22 protein-coding genes are annotated in these 21,727 nt (G+C 63.2%); all 22 read right to left on the bottom strand.

What is annotated here, in order from left to right; genetic code table 11:
* Positions 1 to 4: 4 nt before the first annotated feature.
* Positions 5 to 904 carry a tyrosine recombinase gene (locus R2823_07830; GenBank protein MEZ5176100.1) on the bottom strand — a complete coding sequence of 300 codons (900 nt, stop codon included), beginning with the start codon at positions 902 to 904 and terminating at the stop codon, positions 5 to 7.
* On the bottom strand, positions 882 to 1,433 hold the full coding sequence (locus tag R2823_07825) for an NUDIX hydrolase (GenBank protein MEZ5176099.1): 552 nt from the start codon (positions 1,431 to 1,433) through the stop codon (positions 882 to 884). The genes R2823_07830 and R2823_07825 overlap by 23 nt, the downstream gene beginning before the upstream one ends.
* Complete coding sequence (locus R2823_07820; GenBank protein ID MEZ5176098.1) at positions 1,430 to 3,076, bottom strand: CTP synthase; 1,647 nt, start codon at positions 3,074 to 3,076, stop codon at positions 1,430 to 1,432. The genes R2823_07825 and R2823_07820 overlap by 4 nt, the downstream gene beginning before the upstream one ends.
* 73 nt (positions 3,077 to 3,149) lie before the next feature.
* On the bottom strand, positions 3,150 to 4,754 hold the full coding sequence (locus tag R2823_07815) for an AAA family ATPase (GenBank protein MEZ5176097.1): 1,605 nt from the start codon (positions 4,752 to 4,754) through the stop codon (positions 3,150 to 3,152).
* The gene (locus R2823_07810; protein ID MEZ5176096.1) at positions 4,747 to 5,526 is read right to left on the bottom strand and encodes an NAD(+)/NADH kinase; all 780 of its coding nucleotides are present in this window, start codon (positions 5,524 to 5,526) and stop codon (positions 4,747 to 4,749) included. Before R2823_07810 ends, R2823_07815 begins: the two co-directional genes overlap by 8 nt.
* Positions 5,523 to 6,311 carry a TlyA family RNA methyltransferase gene (locus R2823_07805; GenBank protein ID MEZ5176095.1) on the bottom strand — a complete coding sequence of 263 codons (789 nt, stop codon included), beginning with the start codon at positions 6,309 to 6,311 and terminating at the stop codon, positions 5,523 to 5,525. The genes R2823_07810 and R2823_07805 overlap by 4 nt, the downstream gene beginning before the upstream one ends.
* Positions 6,308 to 6,481 carry a hypothetical protein gene (locus R2823_07800; protein MEZ5176094.1) on the bottom strand — a complete coding sequence of 58 codons (174 nt, stop codon included), beginning with the start codon at positions 6,479 to 6,481 and terminating at the stop codon, positions 6,308 to 6,310. Before R2823_07800 ends, R2823_07805 begins: the two co-directional genes overlap by 4 nt.
* Positions 6,482 to 6,517: 36 nt before the next feature.
* The gene (locus R2823_07795) at positions 6,518 to 7,876 is read right to left on the bottom strand and encodes a M20/M25/M40 family metallo-hydrolase (protein ID MEZ5176093.1); all 1,359 of its coding nucleotides are present in this window, start codon (positions 7,874 to 7,876) and stop codon (positions 6,518 to 6,520) included.
* On the bottom strand, positions 7,869 to 8,360 hold the full coding sequence (locus R2823_07790; protein MEZ5176092.1) for a GNAT family N-acetyltransferase: 492 nt from the start codon (positions 8,358 to 8,360) through the stop codon (positions 7,869 to 7,871). The genes R2823_07795 and R2823_07790 overlap by 8 nt, the downstream gene beginning before the upstream one ends.
* Before the next feature lie 31 nt (positions 8,361 to 8,391).
* Positions 8,392 to 9,120, bottom strand: a complete 729-nt coding sequence (locus R2823_07785; protein MEZ5176091.1) for a polyprenol monophosphomannose synthase — start codon at positions 9,118 to 9,120, stop codon at positions 8,392 to 8,394.
* 60 nt (positions 9,121 to 9,180) lie between these two features.
* Positions 9,181 to 9,600, bottom strand: coding sequence for a DUF4193 family protein (locus tag R2823_07780; GenBank protein ID MEZ5176090.1), 420 nt, complete (start codon positions 9,598 to 9,600; stop codon positions 9,181 to 9,183).
* A 69-nt stretch (positions 9,601 to 9,669) separates the two neighbouring features.
* Complete coding sequence (locus R2823_07775) at positions 9,670 to 10,584, bottom strand: YegS/Rv2252/BmrU family lipid kinase (GenBank protein ID MEZ5176089.1); 915 nt, start codon at positions 10,582 to 10,584, stop codon at positions 9,670 to 9,672.
* A complete protein-coding gene (locus R2823_07770; protein MEZ5176088.1) occupies positions 10,584 to 13,094 on the bottom strand; it encodes a DEAD/DEAH box helicase in 2,511 nt (836 codons plus the stop codon). Before R2823_07770 ends, R2823_07775 begins: the two co-directional genes overlap by 1 nt.
* Positions 13,095 to 13,126: 32 nt before the next feature.
* Positions 13,127 to 13,447, bottom strand: a complete 321-nt coding sequence (locus tag R2823_07765) for a hypothetical protein (protein MEZ5176087.1) — start codon at positions 13,445 to 13,447, stop codon at positions 13,127 to 13,129.
* Positions 13,448 to 13,525: 78 nt separating this feature from the next.
* Positions 13,526 to 14,458, bottom strand: coding sequence for a WYL domain-containing protein (locus tag R2823_07760; protein ID MEZ5176086.1), 933 nt, complete (start codon positions 14,456 to 14,458; stop codon positions 13,526 to 13,528).
* 20 nt (positions 14,459 to 14,478) lie between these two features.
* Entirely contained in the window at positions 14,479 to 15,402 is a 924-nt protein-coding gene (locus R2823_07755; protein ID MEZ5176085.1) for a WYL domain-containing protein, read from the bottom strand.
* Positions 15,403 to 15,442: 40 nt separating this feature from the next.
* Entirely contained in the window at positions 15,443 to 16,798 is a 1,356-nt protein-coding gene (gene pafA / locus R2823_07750) for a Pup--protein ligase (protein MEZ5176084.1), read from the bottom strand.
* A gap of 45 nt (positions 16,799 to 16,843) precedes the next feature.
* Positions 16,844 to 17,524: a proteasome subunit alpha gene (gene prcA, locus R2823_07745; GenBank protein ID MEZ5176083.1), complete on the bottom strand. Its 681-nt coding sequence runs from the start codon at positions 17,522 to 17,524 to the stop codon at positions 16,844 to 16,846.
* Positions 17,521 to 18,312, bottom strand: coding sequence for a proteasome subunit beta (gene prcB / locus R2823_07740; protein MEZ5176082.1), 792 nt, complete (start codon positions 18,310 to 18,312; stop codon positions 17,521 to 17,523). The genes prcA and prcB overlap by 4 nt, the downstream gene beginning before the upstream one ends.
* Positions 18,309 to 18,497, bottom strand: coding sequence for a ubiquitin-like protein Pup (locus R2823_07735; GenBank protein ID MEZ5176081.1), 189 nt, complete (start codon positions 18,495 to 18,497; stop codon positions 18,309 to 18,311). The genes prcB and R2823_07735 overlap by 4 nt, the downstream gene beginning before the upstream one ends.
* Positions 18,490 to 19,974: a depupylase/deamidase Dop gene (gene dop, locus R2823_07730; protein ID MEZ5176080.1), complete on the bottom strand. Its 1,485-nt coding sequence runs from the start codon at positions 19,972 to 19,974 to the stop codon at positions 18,490 to 18,492. The genes R2823_07735 and dop overlap by 8 nt, the downstream gene beginning before the upstream one ends.
* 4 nt (positions 19,975 to 19,978) lie before the next feature.
* Positions 19,979 to 21,691, bottom strand: a complete 1,713-nt coding sequence (gene arc, locus R2823_07725) for a proteasome ATPase (GenBank protein MEZ5176079.1) — start codon at positions 21,689 to 21,691, stop codon at positions 19,979 to 19,981.
* Positions 21,692 to 21,727: the final 36 nt, after the last annotated feature.

Raw genomic sequence — 21,727 nt, 5'->3', positions numbered from 1 at the left:
GGGGTCACCGTGCCCTCGGATGGCTCGTGAGCAGCACCTCGCGAAGGTGTTCCGGCGACACCCGCGTGTAGGTCTGCGTCGTCGAGAGGCTTGCATGCCCGAGGATCTCCTGGACCGTGCGCAGGTCCGCTCCTCCTTCGACCATATGGGTTGCAGCCGAGTGTCGAAAGACATGGGGTGAGAGGCGTTCGGGGTCGATCCCTGCCGCCGTACCGTGCTGTTTGACGGATCGCCACACCGATTGGCGGCTCATCCGGTTGCCGCGAACGGTCAACAGGAGCGCGCCGGGGTCGACGCCGGGTCGTCTGAGGTCCATCCGATGCGGCAGCCATCGCGCAATGGCATCGACGGCATACGATCCAAGGGGAACCAGGCGTTGCTTGTTCCCCTTGCCCGTGACGATGACGGTGCGGGTCTCCAAGTCGACATCATGGAGATCGGTTGCGGTGAGCTCGCTGACGCGGCAACCGGTTGCGTAGAGGAACTCCAACATCGCCGTGTCGCGACACGCGAGCGGCGTCGTATCGCCCGGAGCGGCGATCACCGCTGCGACCTCTTCGACGGTGAGCGCTTTCGGCAAGGATGAACCACGGGTTGGAACACCGATGGCGGCGCTCGGGTCATTCTCGCGAATGCCCTCGGTGACGAGATATCGGTAGTAGGACCGGATCGACGCGAACTTCCTCGCTATGGACGATTCGGAGAGACCGAATTCGACAAGTCGGACGAGATGGCGGTGAATTGCCGCCTCCTCATCTCCCGCGTCGTCGATGACGCGCAGCGTCTCAGCGTATTGGGCGAGATCGCTGTGATAGGCAACGATCGTGTGGCGCGACAGTCCCCGTTCGACGCCAAGGGACGCGAGGAAGTCGTGAGCGTGGTCAGGCAGTTCGCGCGTCTGCATCGGCAATGAGGATGCCAACGGCCGTCTTGGCGTCGGCGATGATGCCGGTGGTCACCATCTCGACGGCCTGGCGGAGTGGGATCCGTTTGATGGTTGCAGCGATCTCCTCGGCACCCTGGGGTTCCCTTTCGCCGGGTGACAGATCCTCAGCGAGAAGAATCGTGATCCGCTCGTCACAGAAACCGACGCTCGTCCAGATGCTCGTCAGGATCTTCCAGGATCGGGCCGTGTATCCGGTTTCTTCGCGGAGTTCTCGCTTGCCGGCGGCCACGGGATCGTCGTCCCCTTGGTCGAGTTTCCCCGCCGGGAGTTCGAGAATCGTTCGATCGATGGGAGCGCGATACTGCTCGAGAAGGAGTGCCGTGTCGCCGTCGAGGGCAACGACCGCAACGGCACCGGGGTGCGTGACGACGAATCGATCGATGTGGTTTCCCGACGGAGTCTCGACGGTGCGTGTTTCGATGGCGAGGAACCCGTGCTCGTTCAGCGGGGTTCGCTCGATGATACGGAAACCGCCGGAGCGCTTCACGAGGTGATGGAGCCCACGGAGGTCTCGACCGATGCGCTCAGTGCTCCGGCACGCGCAGCCGCTGCCCGCATGAAACCCGCAAACAGCGGGTGCGGGCGATCGGGTCTGGACCTGAGTTCGGGATGCGCTTGCGTTGCGATGAAGAACGGGTGGTTTGGCAGTTCGATGAACTCAACAAGGCGGTCGTCGGGGGACACACCGGACATCACGAGGCCCCGATCCTCGAGTTGGCGTCGGTATCGGTTGTTGACCTCCCATCGGTGGCGATGTCGTTCGTAGACGACCTCCTCGCCGTAGAGCCTTCGTGCGAGGGTTCCCTCGTTCAGCCGTGCCGGATAGAGGCCAAGACGCATCGTTCCGCCCTTGTTCTCGACATCCTTCTGGGTCTCCATCAGATCGATCACCGGGTGCGGAGTCATCGGATCGAACTCGGTCGAGTTGGCCTGGGAGAGGCCAGCGACATTCCGTGCGTACTCGATCACGGCCGATTGGAGGCCGAGACACAAGCCGAGGAGGGGGATGTCGTTCTCGCGCGCATATCGGATGGCGTGAATCTTGCCTTCGACACCCCGATACCCGAACCCGCCAGGGACAACGATGCCGTCGATGCCGTCGAGGTAGCTCTCGGCGAGAAGGCCATCGATCTCGTCGGCGGGGATCCACCGAATGGTCGGTGTCACCCCGGCCCCGGGACCGGCGTGGCGGAGCGCTTCAACCACCGAAAGGTACGCGTCCGGCAAGTCGATGTACTTGCCAACGATCCCGATCGTCGTATCGGCGGCTGTTGCCGACATCGCATCGACCATGGATCGCCACGGGCCGAGGTCCGGTTCGGGGCTGTCGAGATGGAGTTCTCGGCACACGACTTCGTCGATACCGGCCTCATGGAGCGCGAGCGGGACGGCGTAGATGTTGTCGACATCGACGGCGTTGATCACCGCGTCGGGACCGACATCACAGAACAGGCTGATCTTGCGCCGCACCGCGTCATCGATAGGTCGGTCGGATCGCACGACGATCACCTCGGGGAGAATGCCTCGCGACCGAAGTTCGGCAACCGAGTGTTGGGTCGGTTTCGTCTTGAGTTCTTCCGATGTCGAAAGGTACGGAACGAGCGTGACATGGATGTAGCAGGTGTTCTCACTCCCGATGTCTTTGCGGAATTGTCGGATGGCTTCGAGAAACGGCAGGCTCTCGATGTCCCCGACGGTGCCGCCCACCTCGGTGATCACGACATCAATGTCATCACGCTGGCCGAGTCGGCGAATTCGGGCCTTGATCTCGTTGGTGATGTGCGGGATGACTTGCACGGTTGCACCGAGGTAGTCGCCTCGGCGTTCCTTGCTGATCACTGACTGGTAGATGGCACCGGTCGTGACATTCGAATCCCGTGAGAGGCTCTCGCCGACGAACCGCTCGTAGTGACCGAGATCGAGATCGGTCTCGCCGCCGTCATCGGTGACGAAAACCTCCCCGTGCTCGAACGGGTTCATGGTGCCAGGGTCCACATTGATGTACGGATCGAGCTTCTGAAGCACGACCCTGAGTCCTCTGGCCTTGAGGAGTCGCCCGAGCGATGCCGAGGTGATGCCTTTGCCGAGGCTCGATGTCACCCCGCCGGTCACGAACACGTGCTTGGTCACGCTGCTCCTCCGCTCGGAAGACCGCATGCTACCAGCCGAGTGTCGCGGACCGGTGATCCGCCTGCCCGGCCGTTCACGGGACGCTGCGGTCCGCTATCTCGAGGAGTTCGGTCGCGTGCTGCTGACCGGTCTGCGAATCGTCGAGTCCTGCGAGCATGCGGGTGATTTCAGCAATCCGTGCGTTCCCGGAGACTGGTGTCACGGTGGTGGTGTTCCCGACGCGTTCGATGACGAGGTGTTGATCACCGAACGCGGCGACCTGTGGGAGGTGGGTGACGCACAGGACCTGTCGATCGCGGGCAAGGGTGGCGAGCTTGCGCCCCATCGCGAGCGCCGTTGCCCCGCCGATCCCGGCATCGATCTCATCAAAGGCCACGATCTGGGCGTTGGCACCTCCGGCAGCGAGGGTGAGGGCGAGAACGAGTCGACTGAGTTCGCCTCCCGATGCGATCGATGCGACCGGCGCGGCCCCGAGGGCTGCATCTGACGCGAATTCGAGCGTGACCCGGTCTGTCCCGACCGAAGTGGGGTCGACGCGGTCGACCTGCACGGCGAGCGCAGGATGAGCAAATCCGAGGTCGGTGAGATGTGTTGTTGCGGCTGCTTCGAGGACCGCCGCGGCCCGACGGCGCGCCTCGATGAGCTGATCTCCCGCAGCGATACAGGCGGCTCGCGCCGACGCGAGCCGACCGTCGATGGATGCTGCTGCACTCAGCAAGCCAGCGAGGTGGTCACCGCGCTCGCCCGCTTCCTTGCGGAAGAGGAGAATCTCTTCGACCGTGGACCCATACTTGCGTTTGAGCGATTCGAGCAGTGCGAGGCGGTCTTCGATGTCGGCGAGGCCGACCTGATCAGGTTCGAGATCGGAGGCGTATCCCACGAGCTCGCCGATGAGGTCGCTGAGGACGGCAACAACATCGCTCGCTTGAGCCGCGACGGTTTCGAGTTCGGGGTCGAGCCGCCTGGCCCGATCAAGGGATGCCACCGCGGCAGTGAGGCTCGGAATGGCACCCTCTTCCCCGAGATGTGCAAGACCGGAGGCAACCTCTGAAGCCAAAGCCTCGGCGTTGCGAAGGCGACCAGCAGTCGCCCTGAGTTCGGCTTCGTCATCCACGCCGAAGCCCGCTTCGTCGATTTCGCCCGCCTGGAAGGCAAGCATCTCCGCCTCGCGGGCAAGGGCTCGTACATCCCCGCCCGTTGACGCCGCCTCGCGCTCGAGCGCATCGAGATCATTCCAGCGTTCCCGATAGGCCGCTCGGGCCGCAGTTCCGTCCTCGTCGAGGAGCCGATCGAGCAGTGCACGAACACCACGCTGGCTGGTGATCGAATGCCGATCGTGTTGGGCGACAATGTCGATGTGGTCCCCGATCAGGTCCCCGAGCGTGCCCGCAGTGACGATTGCCCCGTCGGCATAGGCCCTCGATCGGGCCGCATCGAGCGAGCGGCGCACGATCACCTCACCGTCGGGCGTGATGAATCGAGCCGAGACATCGAGGGTGTCGCCGTGCGGACCGATCGCCGACCGCGACGCGTTCGCCCCCGAAAGCAGGCGGAGTGCCCCGAGCATGAGGGTCTTGCCCGCACCGGTCTCACCGGTGAGAACGGTCAACCCTTGGCGCAACTCGATGGAGGCAGTCTCGATGAGGCCGAGATTGGAGACGACGAGCTCGTCAAGCATGGTCGAGGCCGAACTGCTCCCTCACCGCGTGCGGGAACGGATGCTGCCCGAGACTGATGAACCGGCAGTTCGGTGTTCCCCTGCGGACCGTGATCGTGGCTCCGGGCTCGAGGTCGGCGAGGTGGCGCCCGTCGACATTGACCGTTGCCGGTCGGTCGCTCCGGATTGCCAGATCGATTCTCGCGTCAGGGGCGAGGACGATCGCTCTGGACAGGAGACTGTGCGGTGCCACCGGTGTCAGCACAAGCGCATCGAGTTCCGGAGAAACGATCGGACCACCCGCGGAAAGGCTGTAGGCAGTCGAGCCGAGGGGTGTCGCTGCGATGATGCCATCGGTTCGGTAGGTGGCAAGCAGTTCGTGATCGATCATGACCTCGATCTCGATGATTCGTTGTGGCCGCGCCTTTTCGACGACCACATCGTTGATCCCGTTTGCGATGTGGTCACCGATCTCGACCCCGACCGTGCCGTGCGTCTTGATCGAATAGGTTTCGTTCGCCAATGAACCGGCAAGATGACCGATGTCTGACGGTTTGAACTCAGCGAGATAGCCCACCCGACCCACATTGATACCGCACACAGGCAGATCTGCTTCGATGGCGCGTGCGGCTGCACCGAGGACCGTGCCGTCGCCACCGATCGCGACGATCCCCTCCGGATCGTAAACGGCTGGCCCCGCCTCGATGCCAACAGCCTCACAGGCCTCGACGAACGACGCGACTGTGGTTCTCGTTGTGTCCTCGTTGCGGACGACCGTGAGGATCCGTTTCATCTTGGCGGCTCTTTCAGGGCATCGAACATATCTTCGAGCGCGACACTCGCCGCTCCTCTCCGAAACCATGCTACGTACTCGATGTTGCCAGTCGTTCCTGCGATCGGTGAGGCGACGAGTCCGCAAAGTCCGAGTCCCACCTCCGCGAAGGTGTCGATGACGCCTGCCACGGCGGACCGGCGGACTTCCCGGTCACGAACCACCCCACCTTTCCCGACTGCGGTTCGCCCGGCTTCGAACTGCGGCTTGATGAGCACGACCCAGTCCGCATCATCGGCGCCGAGTTCGGCAAGCTTGTCTGCGACGAGGCGTAGGGAGATGAACGCCAAGTCAGCAACGACCACATCGAACGGTGCACCGAGGGCTGCGGCATCAGCGGTACGGATGTTGGTGCGTTCCACCACGACGACACCAGGATGCTTGCGTAGGCTCCAATGGAGCTGTCCATATCCCACATCGATGGCGGTGACTTGGGATGTGCCCCGTTGGAGTAGGCAGTCGGTGAACCCACCTGTTGACGCCCCGACATCGATGGCTCGCCGGTTCGTGACATCGACATCGAACTCGTTCAACGCGTGAGCGAGCTTGCGTCCCGCCCGTGAGACGAAGGGCTCCGGAAGGCTTGCGAGGTGCACGGAGTCGTCGGGGGCAACCAGTGTCGCCGGCTTGGGTTCCGGGTTTCCCGACACGCGAACCCTGCCGTCGTCGATCAACCGGCGAGCCTCCGAGCGGGTCGAGGCGAGTTTGCGTCGTACGAGCTCTGTGTCGAGGCGTCGGCGGGTCAGGAGTCTGATCCCTGCAGGTCCGGTTGCGGCGACGGGGCGCTCGTTTGGCTTTCTTCGAGGGCCTTTTCGAGTGCGTCGGTGAGTCGTTCCGCGACTGCCGGAGCGTTGGCCGGGTCGGCCTCTGCGAGGGCAGCCTCGAGGGCCTCGTCATCAATGGGCGGTTCGGTCATGGTGACAGTATCGCCGATCAATGCCGGTCATCCCAGTCATGCGAATCGGCCTTCGATGAGCCGCTGTCCGTATGCATCGACGACCGTGGCAAGGAACTGCGTCGATGCGACGACGGATGCTGGTGAGATCCGTTCGTCCACGCCATGGAACATGCCGAGCATGTCGGGGAAGGACAGCGAATCGTCGAAGAGCCCAACGCCATAAGCCGGTATTCCTCGTGCTCGAAAGAACCGAGCATCGGTGGAAACCGGTGTCAAGGTCGGCGCGAGCGCACGGCTTCCGGTGTGGCGTTCGGCGGCATCCCCGATGGCATCCCACATCAGTCCTTCAGGTGGTGAGCCGTTGGCAGGCATCTCCTGGATCGGTTCCACGCTGATCTGATCGAAAAGGTCGGGTCCGAGCACCTTGCGCAGATGTTCTTCGACATCCGTCGTTGCCTGCCCCGGCAGCAACCGCGCATCGAGGCCCAACTCGGCGGTATCGGGGATCGTGTTGACCTTCGACCCTCCCGTTACGACATTCGGCGAAAGGGTGAGGTGGGTGCATGCATGGATCCACCTCGCGAGGATCGGATCCTCATCACCGATCTCCGCGATGGCTGCGTCGACCGTGTCGCCGTCGAGGAGCCTTTCGGCAAGCTCGGGAGTGATCGGGAGGTGTGGGACGAATCTCCGCCATTCGTCCGTGATCAGGATCGGCTGATCGTGGGTAGCGATTCGATGGATCGCATCTGACAGCGCTACCACCGCATTGGTCCTCGCGTAGGGCTGACTGCCGTGGCCGGGGGTTCCCCGGGTCGCGAGTCGACGCCATGCAGGACCCTTCTCGGCGACCGTGACGGGGAGAGCCCGGGTGTCGACGGGGCCGATCATCGGCCCGGCGACCTCGGTGAGGACATGGTCGCATGCGATGAGCGGCCAGTGGTCCTCGACGAGGTGACGGGCTCCATGGACCCCGCCGGCTTCTTCATCTGCGACGGCGGCAAGGATGATGTCCGATGGGATCGGCCGCAGATCGCCATCGCGAAGAGCTTTGAAGACGACGACCATCGCAGCGGTGATGTTGAGCATGTCAACCGCTCCCCTCCCCCAGATGAATCCGTCGGCTTGCGTCGCCGCGTACGGGTTGTGTGTCCATCCGTCCGCCGATGCCGGCACGACATCGAGATGCGGGATCATCAAGATGGTCGGAGCGTTGGGATCCGATCCTTCGTGTCGGTAGACGACCGATGCGCGGCCGGGCAAGGGTTCGATCACCACCCCCGTCTGTCCAAGGTGTCGTTGAATCGTTCGCACCGAACGGATCTCACCTCCCGACGCGGGATCGCCGGTGTTGACACATGCGTTCTGGATCATCTCCGTAAGCAAGGTGATGGCATCGGACCCGTCAATCATCACCAGCGTTCCCAGTGTCGCTGTGGTGCATCACGATGGATCGAGCAGCAAACTCGTGGCCTTCGAAGAAGTTCTTCGTCAGCCGTTGGCCGGGACCGACTCGGGCGTCGAAGTCGCCAATGCCGAGCTCCCGCATCGGTCGAAGGACAGCCTCGAGCATGTGATGGCCAACACCGACCCCTCGCGCGTCGGGCTCGGTGTAGATGAGCCGAATCGTCCCGATCTGTCTCCCAGCGGCCCGATCGAGCATCGATTCGACCGTCGCCCAGATGAAACCGACGACGACGCCGTCGATCTCTCCGACGAGGAACCAGGACTCAGGATCGGAGATGGCCGAAGAGAGCGCATCTCGGAGCGGTCGGTCGAGTCCGTCGGTGAGCGCCCAGACCGGCTTGCGGGCCGTTTGCTCCTCCTCGGCGAGGGGGTACAGCGCTGTGAGTCGTGGAAGATCCTCAAGGCTCGCGGGCCGGACGCTGATATGCATGCGCGGAGCGTAGTTGGATGGTGTCGAGGACCTATCGTCGACGGCCGAACAGCCGGGCGACTCCCCACCTGGTCACGAGCCGGATTGCTTCCAGCGCGATGCGCCCGTCCATCTTCGAGCTGCCAGCGACGCGCTCGGAGAAGACGATTGGCACCTCAACCACGGTAAGTCCGGCGCGCTCCGTTCGCCACGCCATCTCGATCTGGAATCCGTATCCGGACGCTTCGCACGACGAAGGTTCGAGCTTCCGAATCGTTGTGTCGCGAAACGCCCTGAAGCCGGCCGTTGCGTCGCGCACGCGCAGCCCGAGCATCATCCGGGCATACAGATTCCCCATTTGGGACAACAAGCGGCGGTGCCATGCCCAGCCCCTCGTACCGCCCCCTTGGACATATCGAGAACCGATCGCAAGGTCTGCGCCGTTGCGAACCGCGCCCACCAATCGGGGAAGATCGTTCGGGTCATGTGAGAAGTCGGCATCCATCTCGCAGATGATCTCGGCGCCGAGATCGAGCGCCCGCGCAAAACCGGCCGCATAGGCCGGTCCCAACCCCGACTTCTCCGCCCGGTGAAGGACATGGATTCCCTCGTCGGCTGCTGCAAGGCGGTCGGCGATGTCTCCTGTGCCGTCGGGTGATCCGTCGTCGACCACGAGCAGGCCAAACCCGTGGGACCGAACCGCCGCGGCGATTGCTGCGATGTTCTCCGCCTCGTCATAGGTGGGAACGATGACCATGGTTGACATACCGAAGTCTTGCATGTCAACGACATCGGCGCAGTGCACCGTGGTCTTGAGGTGTTGGCGGTCCGCCTCGACGGATCAACTGGCGCAGTCGAAGCAGATCCGCTTCCGCTTGTTCGCCATCTGGCCCTTCCTCTTGACGAGGAAGCAGCTGGTGCAGACGAATTCGTCGGACTGGGCGGAATCGGCGCTGTCGTCCTCGAGAGCGATCTCGGCACGACGAATGGCTCGCATCTCTGCAGCCTCGTCGACGACGATCGCTTCGTCGGACTCGTCCTCGGTGAGCATCTCGAGTTCCTCCGCCTCGAGTTCATCGAGGGCGTCGGTGTCGGCAGGTTCTTCCCGCTCCTCGTCGTCTTCGTCATCGTCGTCGGGATCCCCGTCGAGGACATCGTCGACGGAGTCCTCATCAAGGTCTTCGAGATCATCGAAATCGACATCGTCTGGCAAGTCGTCATCGATGTCATCGGTCATCTCATCGGTGAGTTCGTCAGTCATGGTGTGCCTGCATGGTCGTGGTCGCCTCAGTGACGGCGCGCAGATTACTCACTTCGGGAGATAGGTCAATCACACAACCAGATCGACTGCCCCAGGGATCAGCTCGATAGTGACCGGTGTTGCGCCGATGACCTCTCCGTCAGCTTCGACCGGCGTGGCGGCGGCGGCATCGACGACCACGCGACTCCCGATGTAGCGGTGGACCGCGCGGTGCGTGAGATGGGTACCAACGAGGAGGCGGGGCATGACGGTGAAGGCGTGGCGCTTGGGTCCGGAGAAGACCTGCACATCGAAAAGCCCGTCGTTGGTCGAGGCTCGCGGTGCGATGTTCATACCCCCTCCGAAGAACTGACCGTTCGCGATGACGACATTGGTCGCCTCGCCGGCAAACCGGTGGTGGTCGACCGCTACATCGAGAGAGCCCACACGGTATCGGGCGAGTGACCACCAGAACGCGACAATGTAACGCAACCCCCCGAGCCGGCGCGGGAGGCGTTCGGCGGCTCGAGCCGATACAGCGGCGACGCCGATGTTGGCGGCGTTCAGGAAGTACACGCTTCGGTCCGGGAGCCGAACGACACCCACATCAATTGGATACCGATCGGGGATGGCCAAGCGCCGAAAACCTTCGTCCAAGTCCCGGTTGTGCCCGAAGGTACGCACCAAATCACTTCCCGAGCCCGACGCGACGAGGCCAAGCACGAAGCACCGGCCGTCTGAGCGCAACGGCATCAGCGCATTCACGATCGTGTGTGCCGTCCCATCACCGCCAACGGCGACAAAGTGGTCGAAACCTTCCCGAACTGCTCGTGTGACCGCTTCGTGAGCCTCAGAGGTCGAAGCGGTGATCTGGAGAACGAGCTGGACCCCTGCGCTGGTCGCGCCCTTCCGGAGTCGATCGATGTCGATCGTGCGCCTCCCCGCGGTTGGGTTCACGACGGCAAACCACCGTGTCTCAGATCTGTCGTCTTGGTGCTCGTCCATCAGGGTCCCCCGACCGCAACGATGCCGCGATCGATCGCCGTGATTGCACGATCCGCGAGATTGTGATAGCCGGGAAACCCGTCGCGAATCTGACGAAGGAGGTCGAGAAGCTGACGCGCTGATCGTACGAAGTCGCCAGCCCCGACATCGTCGCGTCCGAACACCTCATCGAGGGCGAAGCCCCCGGCCCACGCCTCAATGACTTCCACAAACCCCGAATCGGGGACCCGCTGTTGGTCGATGCCATGACGGTGCTCGGCGTCGATGATGGAGGCATGGCGCACGCCGACCGTGTCCAAGACGCCATCGAAATCGGTGGGGGTGAACGACACCGCGTCATCGCCGCGTGACTCGAATGTGAACAGACTGATCGCTGCCGCGAAGGTCGGAACCGACAGCCCCATGAGGGCACCCGATTCGAGAACTTCGGCGAGGAGAAGGTCGAGTTCGTTGTACAGCCGTCGCAGCGATTCGCCGCGAGGGCTGAGCGACCAACCATCGACATATCCGAGGTCGGTCAGCACACCATGAAGGGACCAGAACGCCTCGACAATGTCATCACCGGTCGCCTTGACGAGGCGCCGTTCCAGGCGCTCGATCTCTCTCCGTGTCCGTCGTGCCCGATCGACCCATGCCATGTGCTTGTCAAAGTCGGGGCACGATGCAATCCCTTCGACGGCCGGGATGAGGGGCAGTGGGTTCTCGTCGGGAATGAAGGCCTCCATCAACGCGGCAACCTCGTCGCGATAGGTCTGGTCCGACGCGCGAACCGGCCTCGGGAGGTTGAGAAGCCCGACACGCTGCGCTTCCTTCGGGAGACGACTCGACCGAAGCGTCGTCTTTCGTCCGCGTTCGTCGATGAACTCGAGCTTCGGATGACCTCCCCCCCACGAGCGATTCGCAAGCGTGAACAGCCCGCCATCGATGCGCACGACGGCACCGATCACAAGGAGGCTCCGGTCGACCTTCGCTTCGGTGTTCAGCCGCTGGGATCCGTCGTACACATCCCAGATCTCCCCCCGCTCGCACCTCGCTGCCTCCTCGAAGGTGGCGAGATCACGGTGCTTGTCCGCGAGGTTCTCCTCGAGTGTGTGGATTCGATGCTGGGCTGCGTGGTTGGCGAACGAAGCGCCGAGCAGATCCAAAGCGCGGCTGCGGTCGTAGCGTGCGATCAGGTTGACAACCATGTTGTAGGTGGGCGCGAACGATGATCGAAGCGGATTCGACCCGCTGCCCGCAATACCGGTCGCGCGGTCGAACGGCACATGGGGGCTGTAGAGCACCACCGCGGTTCCGTGTTCGTCGATGCCTCGACGGCCGGCACGACCGGTCAACTGCGTGAAGTCACTCGCCATCAGCAGGTCGTGTCCTTCGCCGGTGAACTTCGAAAGCGAGTCGAGTACGACCGTACGCGCCGGCATGTTGATCCCGAGCGCAAGCGTTTCGGTTGCCACAACGACCTTGACCAGACCACGCAGGAACAGCTCCTCGACCGCTTCTTTGAAGGCGGGAATCAATCCGGCGTGGTGAGGCGCGGCACCCTGTTCGAGGGTCTCGAGCCAGCCTCCATAGCCGAGGACGGCGAGATCCCGCTCCGAGATCGCGGCGGTGTGGCGTTCGGCCACCGCACGGATCTCTGCCTGCTCACCGCGTGTCGTAAGGCCGAGACTCGAAGCGGCGATCTGCCGAGCTGCATGGTCGCAGCCCTTCCGGGAGAACACGAAGTAGATCGCCGGAAGCAACTCCTCTGCGGCGAGCAGGTCGACGATCTCCGTTCGTCGCGGGACCGACAACCGGCGATGCCGATCCCGCGTCGGTCGAGTGAGCCGGGCCAGATGGGGGTTCGGTTTCCCGTGAGAAGTGAACATCGGGTGCATCAGCGTCGCGTTCCCGGCATGTCGATCGCGATAGGCGTACATCGTTGTCAGGGGAACCGGACGGAACGCCTCCACAACGAGGTCGGCGTTGCCGCGCCGTGCTCGGATCCACGAGGTGAACTCCTCTGGATTGGCGATCGTCGCTGAGAGACAGACGAGGGTGATGTGTGAAGGAAGGTGGATGATGACCTCCTCCCACACCGATCCTCGCGCTCGATCAGCAAGGTAGTGAACCTCATCGAGCACGACCACCGTCAAATCGTCGAGCCCACGAGATCCCTCGTAGATCATGTTGCGCAGCACCTCGGTCGTCATCACGACAACGCTCGCGTCACCGTTGATGACATTGTCCCCCGTCAGGAGCCCCACAGCGTGGACGCCGAGTTGTGCAACGAGATCCTGGTACTTCTGGTTTGAGAGTGCCTTGATCGGCGTGGTGTAGAAGGCGCGGTGCCCACCTTCACGGGCAACAGCGATCGCTCCCTCGGCAATGACGGTCTTCCCGGCGCCGGTCGGCGCCGTCACGACGACCGAACGACCGTGCGCAATCGATCGGAGGGCGGTCTCCTGGAACGCGTCAACCGAGAAGGGGAGATCGTCGAGATAGCGGTCGATAGCGGTGTGGGCGGACATAAGCCGCCATGGTAGGAAGACGCGTTAGGCCGCTAGCGTGATTCGGTGTGGTCTTCGCTCGGGACGAGGCGTGAAAACCAGTCGTCGGTGTCGAGGAGCGACACGAAGCGTTCCACCTCAACCGGGGTGATCGGCCCGCGGTTGTTCAGCAGCGCCACATCGTAGGTCACACCGGTCGCGAGCAGAATCGACACAACGCGGTGGGATGCAGGTCGCCGCTGGATGGCGAGACAACTCGGACAGGCGAAGCGGTATGACCCTTCGGTGCCGTCCCCGTGGAGCTCCAGCGAGATGTCGGAGGTCCCGAGATGGACCTCTCCGCAGTCGTCGCAGGTTGTCTTGATGGTTGTCATCAGCCCAACTTCCGTATGCCAGCTTCACCAAGGACATCGGCATGCGGCGGAATGGATAAAGGACTATTCGTGGGATAGTCACTTCGGGACAGCGGGGACTGACGCGTACTTGGCGGCGATTCTCTCGCGCAGATCGTCGAGGGCTCCTCGCACCGACTCACCATCTTCGAGGACCGCATCCGCGCCAAGGCGGTTGAGCAATCGGGCTGCTACGACAGGGTCCGACACCAGCATGGTGATCCGTTGTTCGCCACTGTCGAGCGCTTCGACCGTCACCGGGTAGTACTCGGCGATCCAGCGAGCCTGCCCCTTGACTCGGAAGACGGCCTGAGCGTCGTCAGGACTCGGTTCATAGCGAACCATGGCACCGGTGTCACTCCGGGGTCGTTGATACCGGTCCGGAAGGAGGTTGACCGTGTCGATCCGATCGACGCGAAAGGTGCGGTTGGCTTTGGCGAGCCGGCAGTATCCCGACAGGTACCAGTTCCCGAGGTTGAAGAACACCGCAGCACCCTCGACGACCCGCTCCGTCCGCTCGTTGGTCCCGATCGCGACATATCCGATAGTGATCGGCGTCGATGCATCGATGGCGTCCCGCAGTTCCGCGACGATGGGCGGGACCGGTACATCGAAGACGACTGCGTCGTCCCCTTCGATCCCCATCGCTCTCGACAGCTTGTCCATGGCGGTTGTGAGGGCAGGTGGCGCCTGCCCGGTTGCGAGGAAGGTGGACCCGGCGGCGAGCAGGCCAAGGGCTTCTGCGGGTGAGAGGCGAAGCGGCCTTGCGAAGTACTCGGCGAGATCGATCGTCACCTCGTCATCGAAGATGTCGACATCGATGAGATCTCCCGGGCCATAGCCGGGGAGGCCGGTCATGAAGATGAGATGGAGGTCCTTGACGAGGTCCTTGTCCGAGTCGTATCCGAACCGGGCGACGAGATCGTCGACGGTGGCCGTGCCCTTGTCGAGTACATACGGGATCAGGGCAAGGATGCGGCTGATCCGATTCACGGTGCGTTCTGAGCGTGGCGTCACGGTACGGCGCCGATGTGGGCGAGAAGTCGATCTCTGAGGTCCTCCGGTGCCACGATGACCGCCTTGTCATCGAATCCGAGGAGCCAGTTGATGAACCCTGCGTCGTCGCGCACCGGCACCTCCGCCGTTGTCCTCAGACCGTCGGTTGCGGTCACCTCCGCTCCGGGGACCTGGCCGACGGCGACCCGGCCGACATCAGCATCAAACACCACCGTTGCCGACCGGTCCGACCTTCCCTCAGCGGCACCAGAGGGAAGCACCTCGTCGGGATTGAAGGCGGCAGGGCGATCGAAGCTCTTGGAAGCACCCTCGATGGCAGGTGGTCCCATGCGGTCCACACGGAACGCTTTGACGATCTCGGGAGCACCGATCTCGGGTGCTGTGAGATACCAGTGTCCGAAGCGATGCCCGAGGGCATATGGCAGCACGGTTCGGCGCTTTCCAGCATATTCGAATGACAGCTTGGTGCGTGTCGAGATCGCCTCGAAGAGCACACCGAGTAGGTCGAGGTCGTGACCGAGGTCGGCGGCGAGAGACGGAGGGTTGAGGATTGGAGAAGCGCCGCCGAGCTTGAAGATCGCCGTCAGGCCGGTGGATCGACCGGTGAACTGCACCGCCTGGACCGCTGCGAGCAGCGCAGATCGCTCCTCGTCGGTCAGCCCGGGATCCTCGATCGCGTACTCCTCGGGAGGGATGACATAGCCGTGCTCCACCTCCCAGATGTCCGTGGCTGACATCGTGAGAGGAACGCCGAGGGACCGCAGCAGATCCTTGTCCCGTTCGAAGGTCCTCCGAAACGCTGCGTCGCTGTCGTGGCTGTAGCCCGCCACGGTGTTGCGGATCTCGTCAGCGGTGACGGGTCGACCGGCGGTGAGGAGGTACGCAAGCAGGTTGAGCACTCGTTCGACAACACGCTGCATGGCTCCACTGTACCGCCAACCCCCTCCACAGAGAAAGGGGCTAGAGGCTGTCGATGAGACGGTCGACGCGCTCGTCGTAGGCCTTGAACGGGTCCTTGCACAGGACAGTTCGCTGCGCTTGGTCGTTGAGCTTGAGGTGTACCCAATCGACGGTGAAGTCGCGTCGCTTCTCCTTGGCTGCACGAATGAAGGCTCCCCGGAGGCGTGCTCGTGTCGTTTGGGGAGGTTCCACCATGGCTCGGGTGATGTCATTGTCGGTCACGATTCGGTCGACGAGCCCGGCAGCAACCAGCTTGTAGAACAGTCCCCGGTCGCGGTCGACATCGTGGTAGTTCAGATCGATCAGTGCCAGGCGGGCCGATGAAAGGGCCAGTTGATAGCGCTCGCGATATCGCTCGATCAGGTGGTACTTGGCAACCCAATCGAGCTCCCGGTTGAGCGTCATGGGGTCCTTTTCGAGGCCGGTGAGGATGTGTTCCCACATGCCGACGGCCCGCTCCACCTCTGGGGAAAGACCCGTCGTTCGCGTGTACCGAATGACCCGCTCGAGGTACTCCCATTGGATGTCGAGAGCGCTCAACTCCCGACCGTTGGCGAGGCGGACCTTGCGACGGCAGGTCATGTCATGGCTCACCTCGCGGATGGCGCGGATGGGATTCTCCAGCGTCAAGTCACGAAAGACAACTTCGTCCTCGAGCATCTGGAGCAACGCCACCGTCGCACCGAGCTTGGCGTAGGTCGTGTATTCGGACATGTTGGAATCACCGGCAATGACATGCAGCCTCCGATAGCGCTCCGCGTCGGCGTGCGGCTCGTCGCGGGTGTTGATGATCGGCCGCGATCTCGTGGTCGCTGACGACGATCCCTCCCAGATGTGTTCTGCGCGTTGGGCAAGGGAGAAGATGGTGCCCCGCGCCGTGCCGAGGAGCTTGCCGGCACCCGACCAGATCTGTCGTGTCACGAGAAACGGGATGAGCGTGTCGATGGTCCGCTGGAAGTCGGCGTTCCGGCGAATCAGATAGTTCTCGTGGCACCCGTACGAGTTTCCGGCCGAGTCGGTGTTGTTGCGGTACAGGTAGATGTCACCGCGAATACCCTCCTCGCCGAGACGCCGCTCTGCGGAGGCCACGAGACCCTCGAGGATCCGTTCGCCGGCCTTGTCGTGGGCGACGAGGTCGTACAAGCTGTCGCACTCGGGCGTGGCATACTCGGGATGTGACCCCACATCGAGATACAGCCGTGCTCCGTTCTCCAGAAACACATTCGACGATCTTCCCCAGCTGACAACCCGTCGGAACAGGTAGCGAGCCACCTCGTCCGGCGAGAGGCGTCGCTGGCCACGCAGCACGCAGGTGACACCGTATTCGTTCTCAAGGCCGAAGATTCGTCGTTGCACGATCGCAGCGTACCCGATGGACACGAAAGTGCCGCACGCCGGGAATCAGCCGCGCGCGTCGGAGATCTCGGACGCAGACAGCCGACGAAAGGCTCGGCGCGTCGCGGTACGATCGAGCAGGGCGGCCTCCCAGTCGGCGGGGTCGATCGGTTGGCCCGTGGCTTCCTCGATCGCCGTACATGCCGCCGCGATCGCCGGTCCGACATCGATGCCCTCCGCGATGGATGCTTCAAGGGCAGAACCGATCTCGTCCCCGAATGCCCCGAGCACCGCGAACGACTCGGCATCGCGCAGCGTCCCGTCGAACTGGATGCGGAACAAGTTGTCGCCCTCTCGCGTCGCGCCGAGCTCCGCGACCACGATGTCGACCTCGTACGGTTTGATTTCGTGCGAGAACACCTGGCCGAGCGTCTGGGAGTACGCGTTGGCGAGACCCTTGCCGGTCACATCGGCCCGCGAATATGAGTAGCCCTTGAGGTCCGCATACCGAATCCCGGCCACTCGCAGCAACTCGAATTCGTTGAAGCGACCCACACCGGCAAAGGCGATCCGGTCGTAGACCTCTCCGATCTTGCGCAGCGAGGGAGAGTGGTTCTCGCCGATGAGCAGAATGCCCGCATCGAGTTGCACGACGACGATCGGCCGCCCCCGACTGATTCCCTTGCGGGCGAACTCGGCGCGGTCCTTGACGAGTTGTTCGGGCGGGACATAGAAGGGCATGCTCATGGGCGTTCCTCGATGATCGGGCCTGCGATCCCGGCAAGGGCGTCGTCGTCGATCTCGTCGACGCCGTCTGCGGTGACGCTGAGCACATTGGGGAAGATGCCGCGCCTGAGATCCGGACCCCCTGTTGCGGCGTCCTCCTCGGCGGCCGCGATGAGGGCTTCGACAGCAACCCCAATCGCCTCGTCGCGGGAGAGGTCCGCACGCCATGCACCTTTGAGGAACGACTTCGCCTGAGCGCCACCCGATCCGGTTGCTGCGTAGTCGAGCTCTTCGTACCGGCCCCCGACGAGGTCGAAGGAGTACAGTCGCCCGACTCCCTCGGCGGCGTCGTAGCCGCAGAAGAGGGGAATCACGACGAGGCCTTGGAACGCCATCGAGAGGTTTCCCCGAACCATTCGTGCGAGGAAGTTCGCCTTCCCTTCCACGCTGAGCGTCGACCCTTCGATCTTCTCATAGTGCTCGAGTTCGGTGCGGAACAGCTTGATCAGTTCGAGCGCCATGCCCGCCGTCCCCGAGATGGCAACCGCCGAATGGTGATCGGCCTCATACACCTTGCGGACCCGCCGATGTGCGATGAGGTTTCCAGCCGTCGCTCGGCGATCACCGGCCATGATGACCCCCTCGGCCCAGGTGAGAGCGAGGATCGTTGTTGCTTCCGGGACAGCGAGGCCCGAAGCGCCGACCGCGTCCCAACGGGGCGCAACGCCGCGCTGTTCGAGCACGGAGAGGAACGAGGCGTCGGCGACCGGCTCACCGAGGTGCAGTGGACCGAGCGGGCGTGAGGTCACTCTCCGCCCTTCTGCACATAGTTCTTCACGAACTCTTCCGCGTTCTCCTCGAGCACGGTGTCGATCTCATCGAGGAGGTCGTCGATGCGCTCGGCCACCTCCTCACCACGATTTGTCGTTGTCGCGTCGACGGCGTCGTCGGTTGTCTCGGATGCTCGGCGGTGGGCGCGTTCTCTGTCACTCATTGGTGTCTCCGATGTTGTTGATCAACGCAGCGGCGTCCTCGCTGGCGGCAAGGAGGTGTTCGACGAGCGCTTTGGTGCCCCGCCTCGGTTCCATCATAGGAACGCGAACCAGTGTCGAGGCCCCCGTGTCGAAGACGAGTGAGTCCCAGTTCGCAGCAACGACCGCGCTTCCGTACTGGCGAAGGCATGCGCCGCGGAAGAACGCTCTCGTTGCTTCGGGTGGCGTGGTCGTGGCCGCTGCCACTTCCTGGTCAGTGAACAGACGCCGCACGCGGTTCGACGCGACGAGACGATGGAAGAGGCCCCGATTGGGATCGATGTCGTGGAACTGAAGTCCGACGAGTCGCAATTTCGGATCGTTCCAGCCGAGCCCGTCCCGATCGCGGTACGCCTCGAGAACCGAGAGCTTTGCGGCCCAATCGAGTCGGTCCGACACCGGCTCCCATCCACCCTCGAGGTCCTCAAGCAGGCTGCGCCACTCGTCGAGGACCTGCTTGTAGGCAGGCGCGAGGTCCGTGGACATCACATAGCGCTCCGCGACTGCGAAGAAACGCCACTGAAGGTCGCGAGCCGTGATCGTGGTTCCGTCCTCGAGCGCCACCGTTGCGCCAAGCGAGATGTCGTGGCTGATGTGGGTGATCGAACCGACCGGGTCGCGCAGCACGATCGGATCTCCGGCCCTCCCATCCTCGAGCGCCATGAGCATGAGCGAGGTCGCGCCGAGCTTCACAAGCGTTTGGACTTCGGACAGCGTTGCATCGCCGAAGATGACATGGAGCCTCCGGTATCGCTGCGCATCGGCGTGGGGCTCGTCCCGTGTGTTGATGATCGGCCGCTTGAGCGTGGTCTCGAGGCCGATCTCCTCCTCGAAGAAGTCAGCCCGCTGCGAGATCTGGTAGTCGACATCGGGCCTTGCGTGTTCTGAGCCGATTTTGCCTGACCCGGTGAGAATCTGCCTGCTCACGAGAAAGGAGGTCAGGTGGTGGACGATCGATCCGAATGGCACCGAGCGGGCGACGAGGTAGTTCTCGTGCGCCCCGTATGAGTTTCCCTTGCCATCCGAGTTGTTCTTGTGCAGCAGCAGGCGCTGCCCCTCTGGCAGCATCTCGGTGGCGGCCGACGCCGCGGTCTGCATGACGCGTTCCCCGGCCTTGTCGTGCAGTGTCGCTTCGAGCGGGTCGCCACATTCCGGAGTCGAATACTCCGGATGGGCGTGATCCACATACAGCCTCGCCCCGTTGAGCAGCACCGAGTTGATCAGTCCCGAGTCGGTCTCATCGACCGGAAGCACACCGACCGTGAACCCCCGAGCATCTCGCCCCGGTGTCTCGTCGTCGTACGACCATCGAATGCGTGCGCCGCCGTCTCGGTGGGCGTTGACGACAAGGGCAGACGCTGCGACCGGGTTGAACGACTCGTCGCCCGCCACCGTGATGCCGTACTCGACTTCGGTTCCGATGATCGGTTCGAGGGCCACGGTTCTACAGATACTGGCCGGGTGACGCCGTCTCGATGGAGCGTTGCTCTCCCTCACCGTCGATGAGGGTGCGAACATACACGATGCGTTCGCCCTTCTTCCCCGAGATCCTCGCCCAGTCGTCGGGATTCGTCGTGTTCGGAAGATCCTCCTGCTCCTTGAACTCCCGCTGGATGGCGTCGATGAGATCCTCGGCGCGCAGCCCCGAAGTGCCACCGTCGATCTCGCGCTTGATCGCCTCCTTCTTCGCCCTCCTCACGATGTTCTCGATCATTGCACCCGACGCGAAGTCCTTGAAGTACAGCTCTTCACGGTCACCGTTTGCATAGGTGACCTCGAGGAAACGGTTCTCCGCCGACTCCGCATACATCGCATCCACCGCCGCGTCGACGGTCGCTTCGACAAGGCTTTCGACCGAACCGGCAGCGGCGACCTCTTCGTCATCGAACGGCAGCGAACCGGCGAGGTAGATCGCGAAGATCCGGCGTGCGGCATCCGGGCCCGGGCGTTCGATCTTGATCTTCACATCGAGGCGTCCCGGCCGCAGAATGGCCGGATCGATGAGATCCTCTCGGTTCGATGCCCCGATCACGATCACATTCTTGAGGGATTCCACCCCGTCGAGTTCGCTGAGGAGCTGTGGCACGATCGTCGATTCCACATCAGATGAAACGCCCGTCCCTCGGGTTCGGAACAAGGAATCCATCTCGTCGAAAAAGACGATCACCGGTACCCCTTCGTCTGACTTCTCCTTCGCGCGCTGGAAGATGAGGCGAATCTGTCGCTCGGTCTCCCCCACATACTTGTTGAGGAGCTCGGGACCTTTCACATTGAGGAAATACGAACGGGTGTCTTCGCTCTGGGTGTGCTCGCCGACTGCCTTGGCGAGGGAGTTCGCAACGGCCTTGGCGATCAGCGTCTTGCCGCAGCCGGGTGGTCCATACAACAGGACTCCCTTCGGAGCTGTCAGGTCGTACGCGGCGAAACGATCCCGATGGAGGTAGGGAAGCTCAACAGCGTCGCGAATGATCTCGATCTGCTCGTCGAGTCCCCCGATGTCGTGATAGGTGACATCGGGCACTTCTTCCAAGACGAGCTCTTCGACCTCGGGACGCTCGATGCGCTCGAGCACCAGGCCGGTCTTGGTGTCGAGCCGCACATGGTTGCCCGCCCGGATGTGGACATCGGTGGCTGGTGCGCCGAGCGATACCACGCGTTCTTCGTCTCCTCGTCCGATCACCACGAGCCGGGCGTCGTTGAGCACCTCCTTGACGGTCACCACATCACCTGTCGTCTCGAACGAGCGGACATCGACGATGTTGAAGGCCTCGTTGAGAATCACCTCTTGGCCCTTTTCGAGCTCTTTCACCTCGACGGTCGGCTCCACCGCCACACGGAGCTTCCGTCCCGATGAGGTGACATCAACCGTCCCGTCCGCATTGACCTGGAGCACCGTACCGAAGGGATTGGGGGGCGCGGTCAACTTCTCGACCTCGTCGCGCAGCAGCGCAAGCTGTTCGCGGGTCTCACGAAGGACGAGGCTCAGCTTCTCGTTCTGACCCTGTGCCTGCGTCAGCTGGTTGCGCACATCGACGAGCCGGTCCTCGAGGAGTCGTACTCGGCGTGGTGCATCCTGGAGTCGACCTCGGAGCACATTGATCTCAGCCTCGAGCGCGCGAACCTGCTGCTGGAACTCGGCCTGGTCCCTTTCGGACATCTGCGACCTCCTCGGCGGTCGGTTGACATCGTCGAT

It is taken from the genome of Acidimicrobiia bacterium (assembly GCA_041393965.1).
In the GTDB taxonomy this organism is placed as follows: domain Bacteria; phylum Actinomycetota; class Acidimicrobiia; order Spongiisociales; family UBA5794; genus UBA5794.
This window is presented reverse-complemented; position numbering and strand designations above follow the sequence as displayed.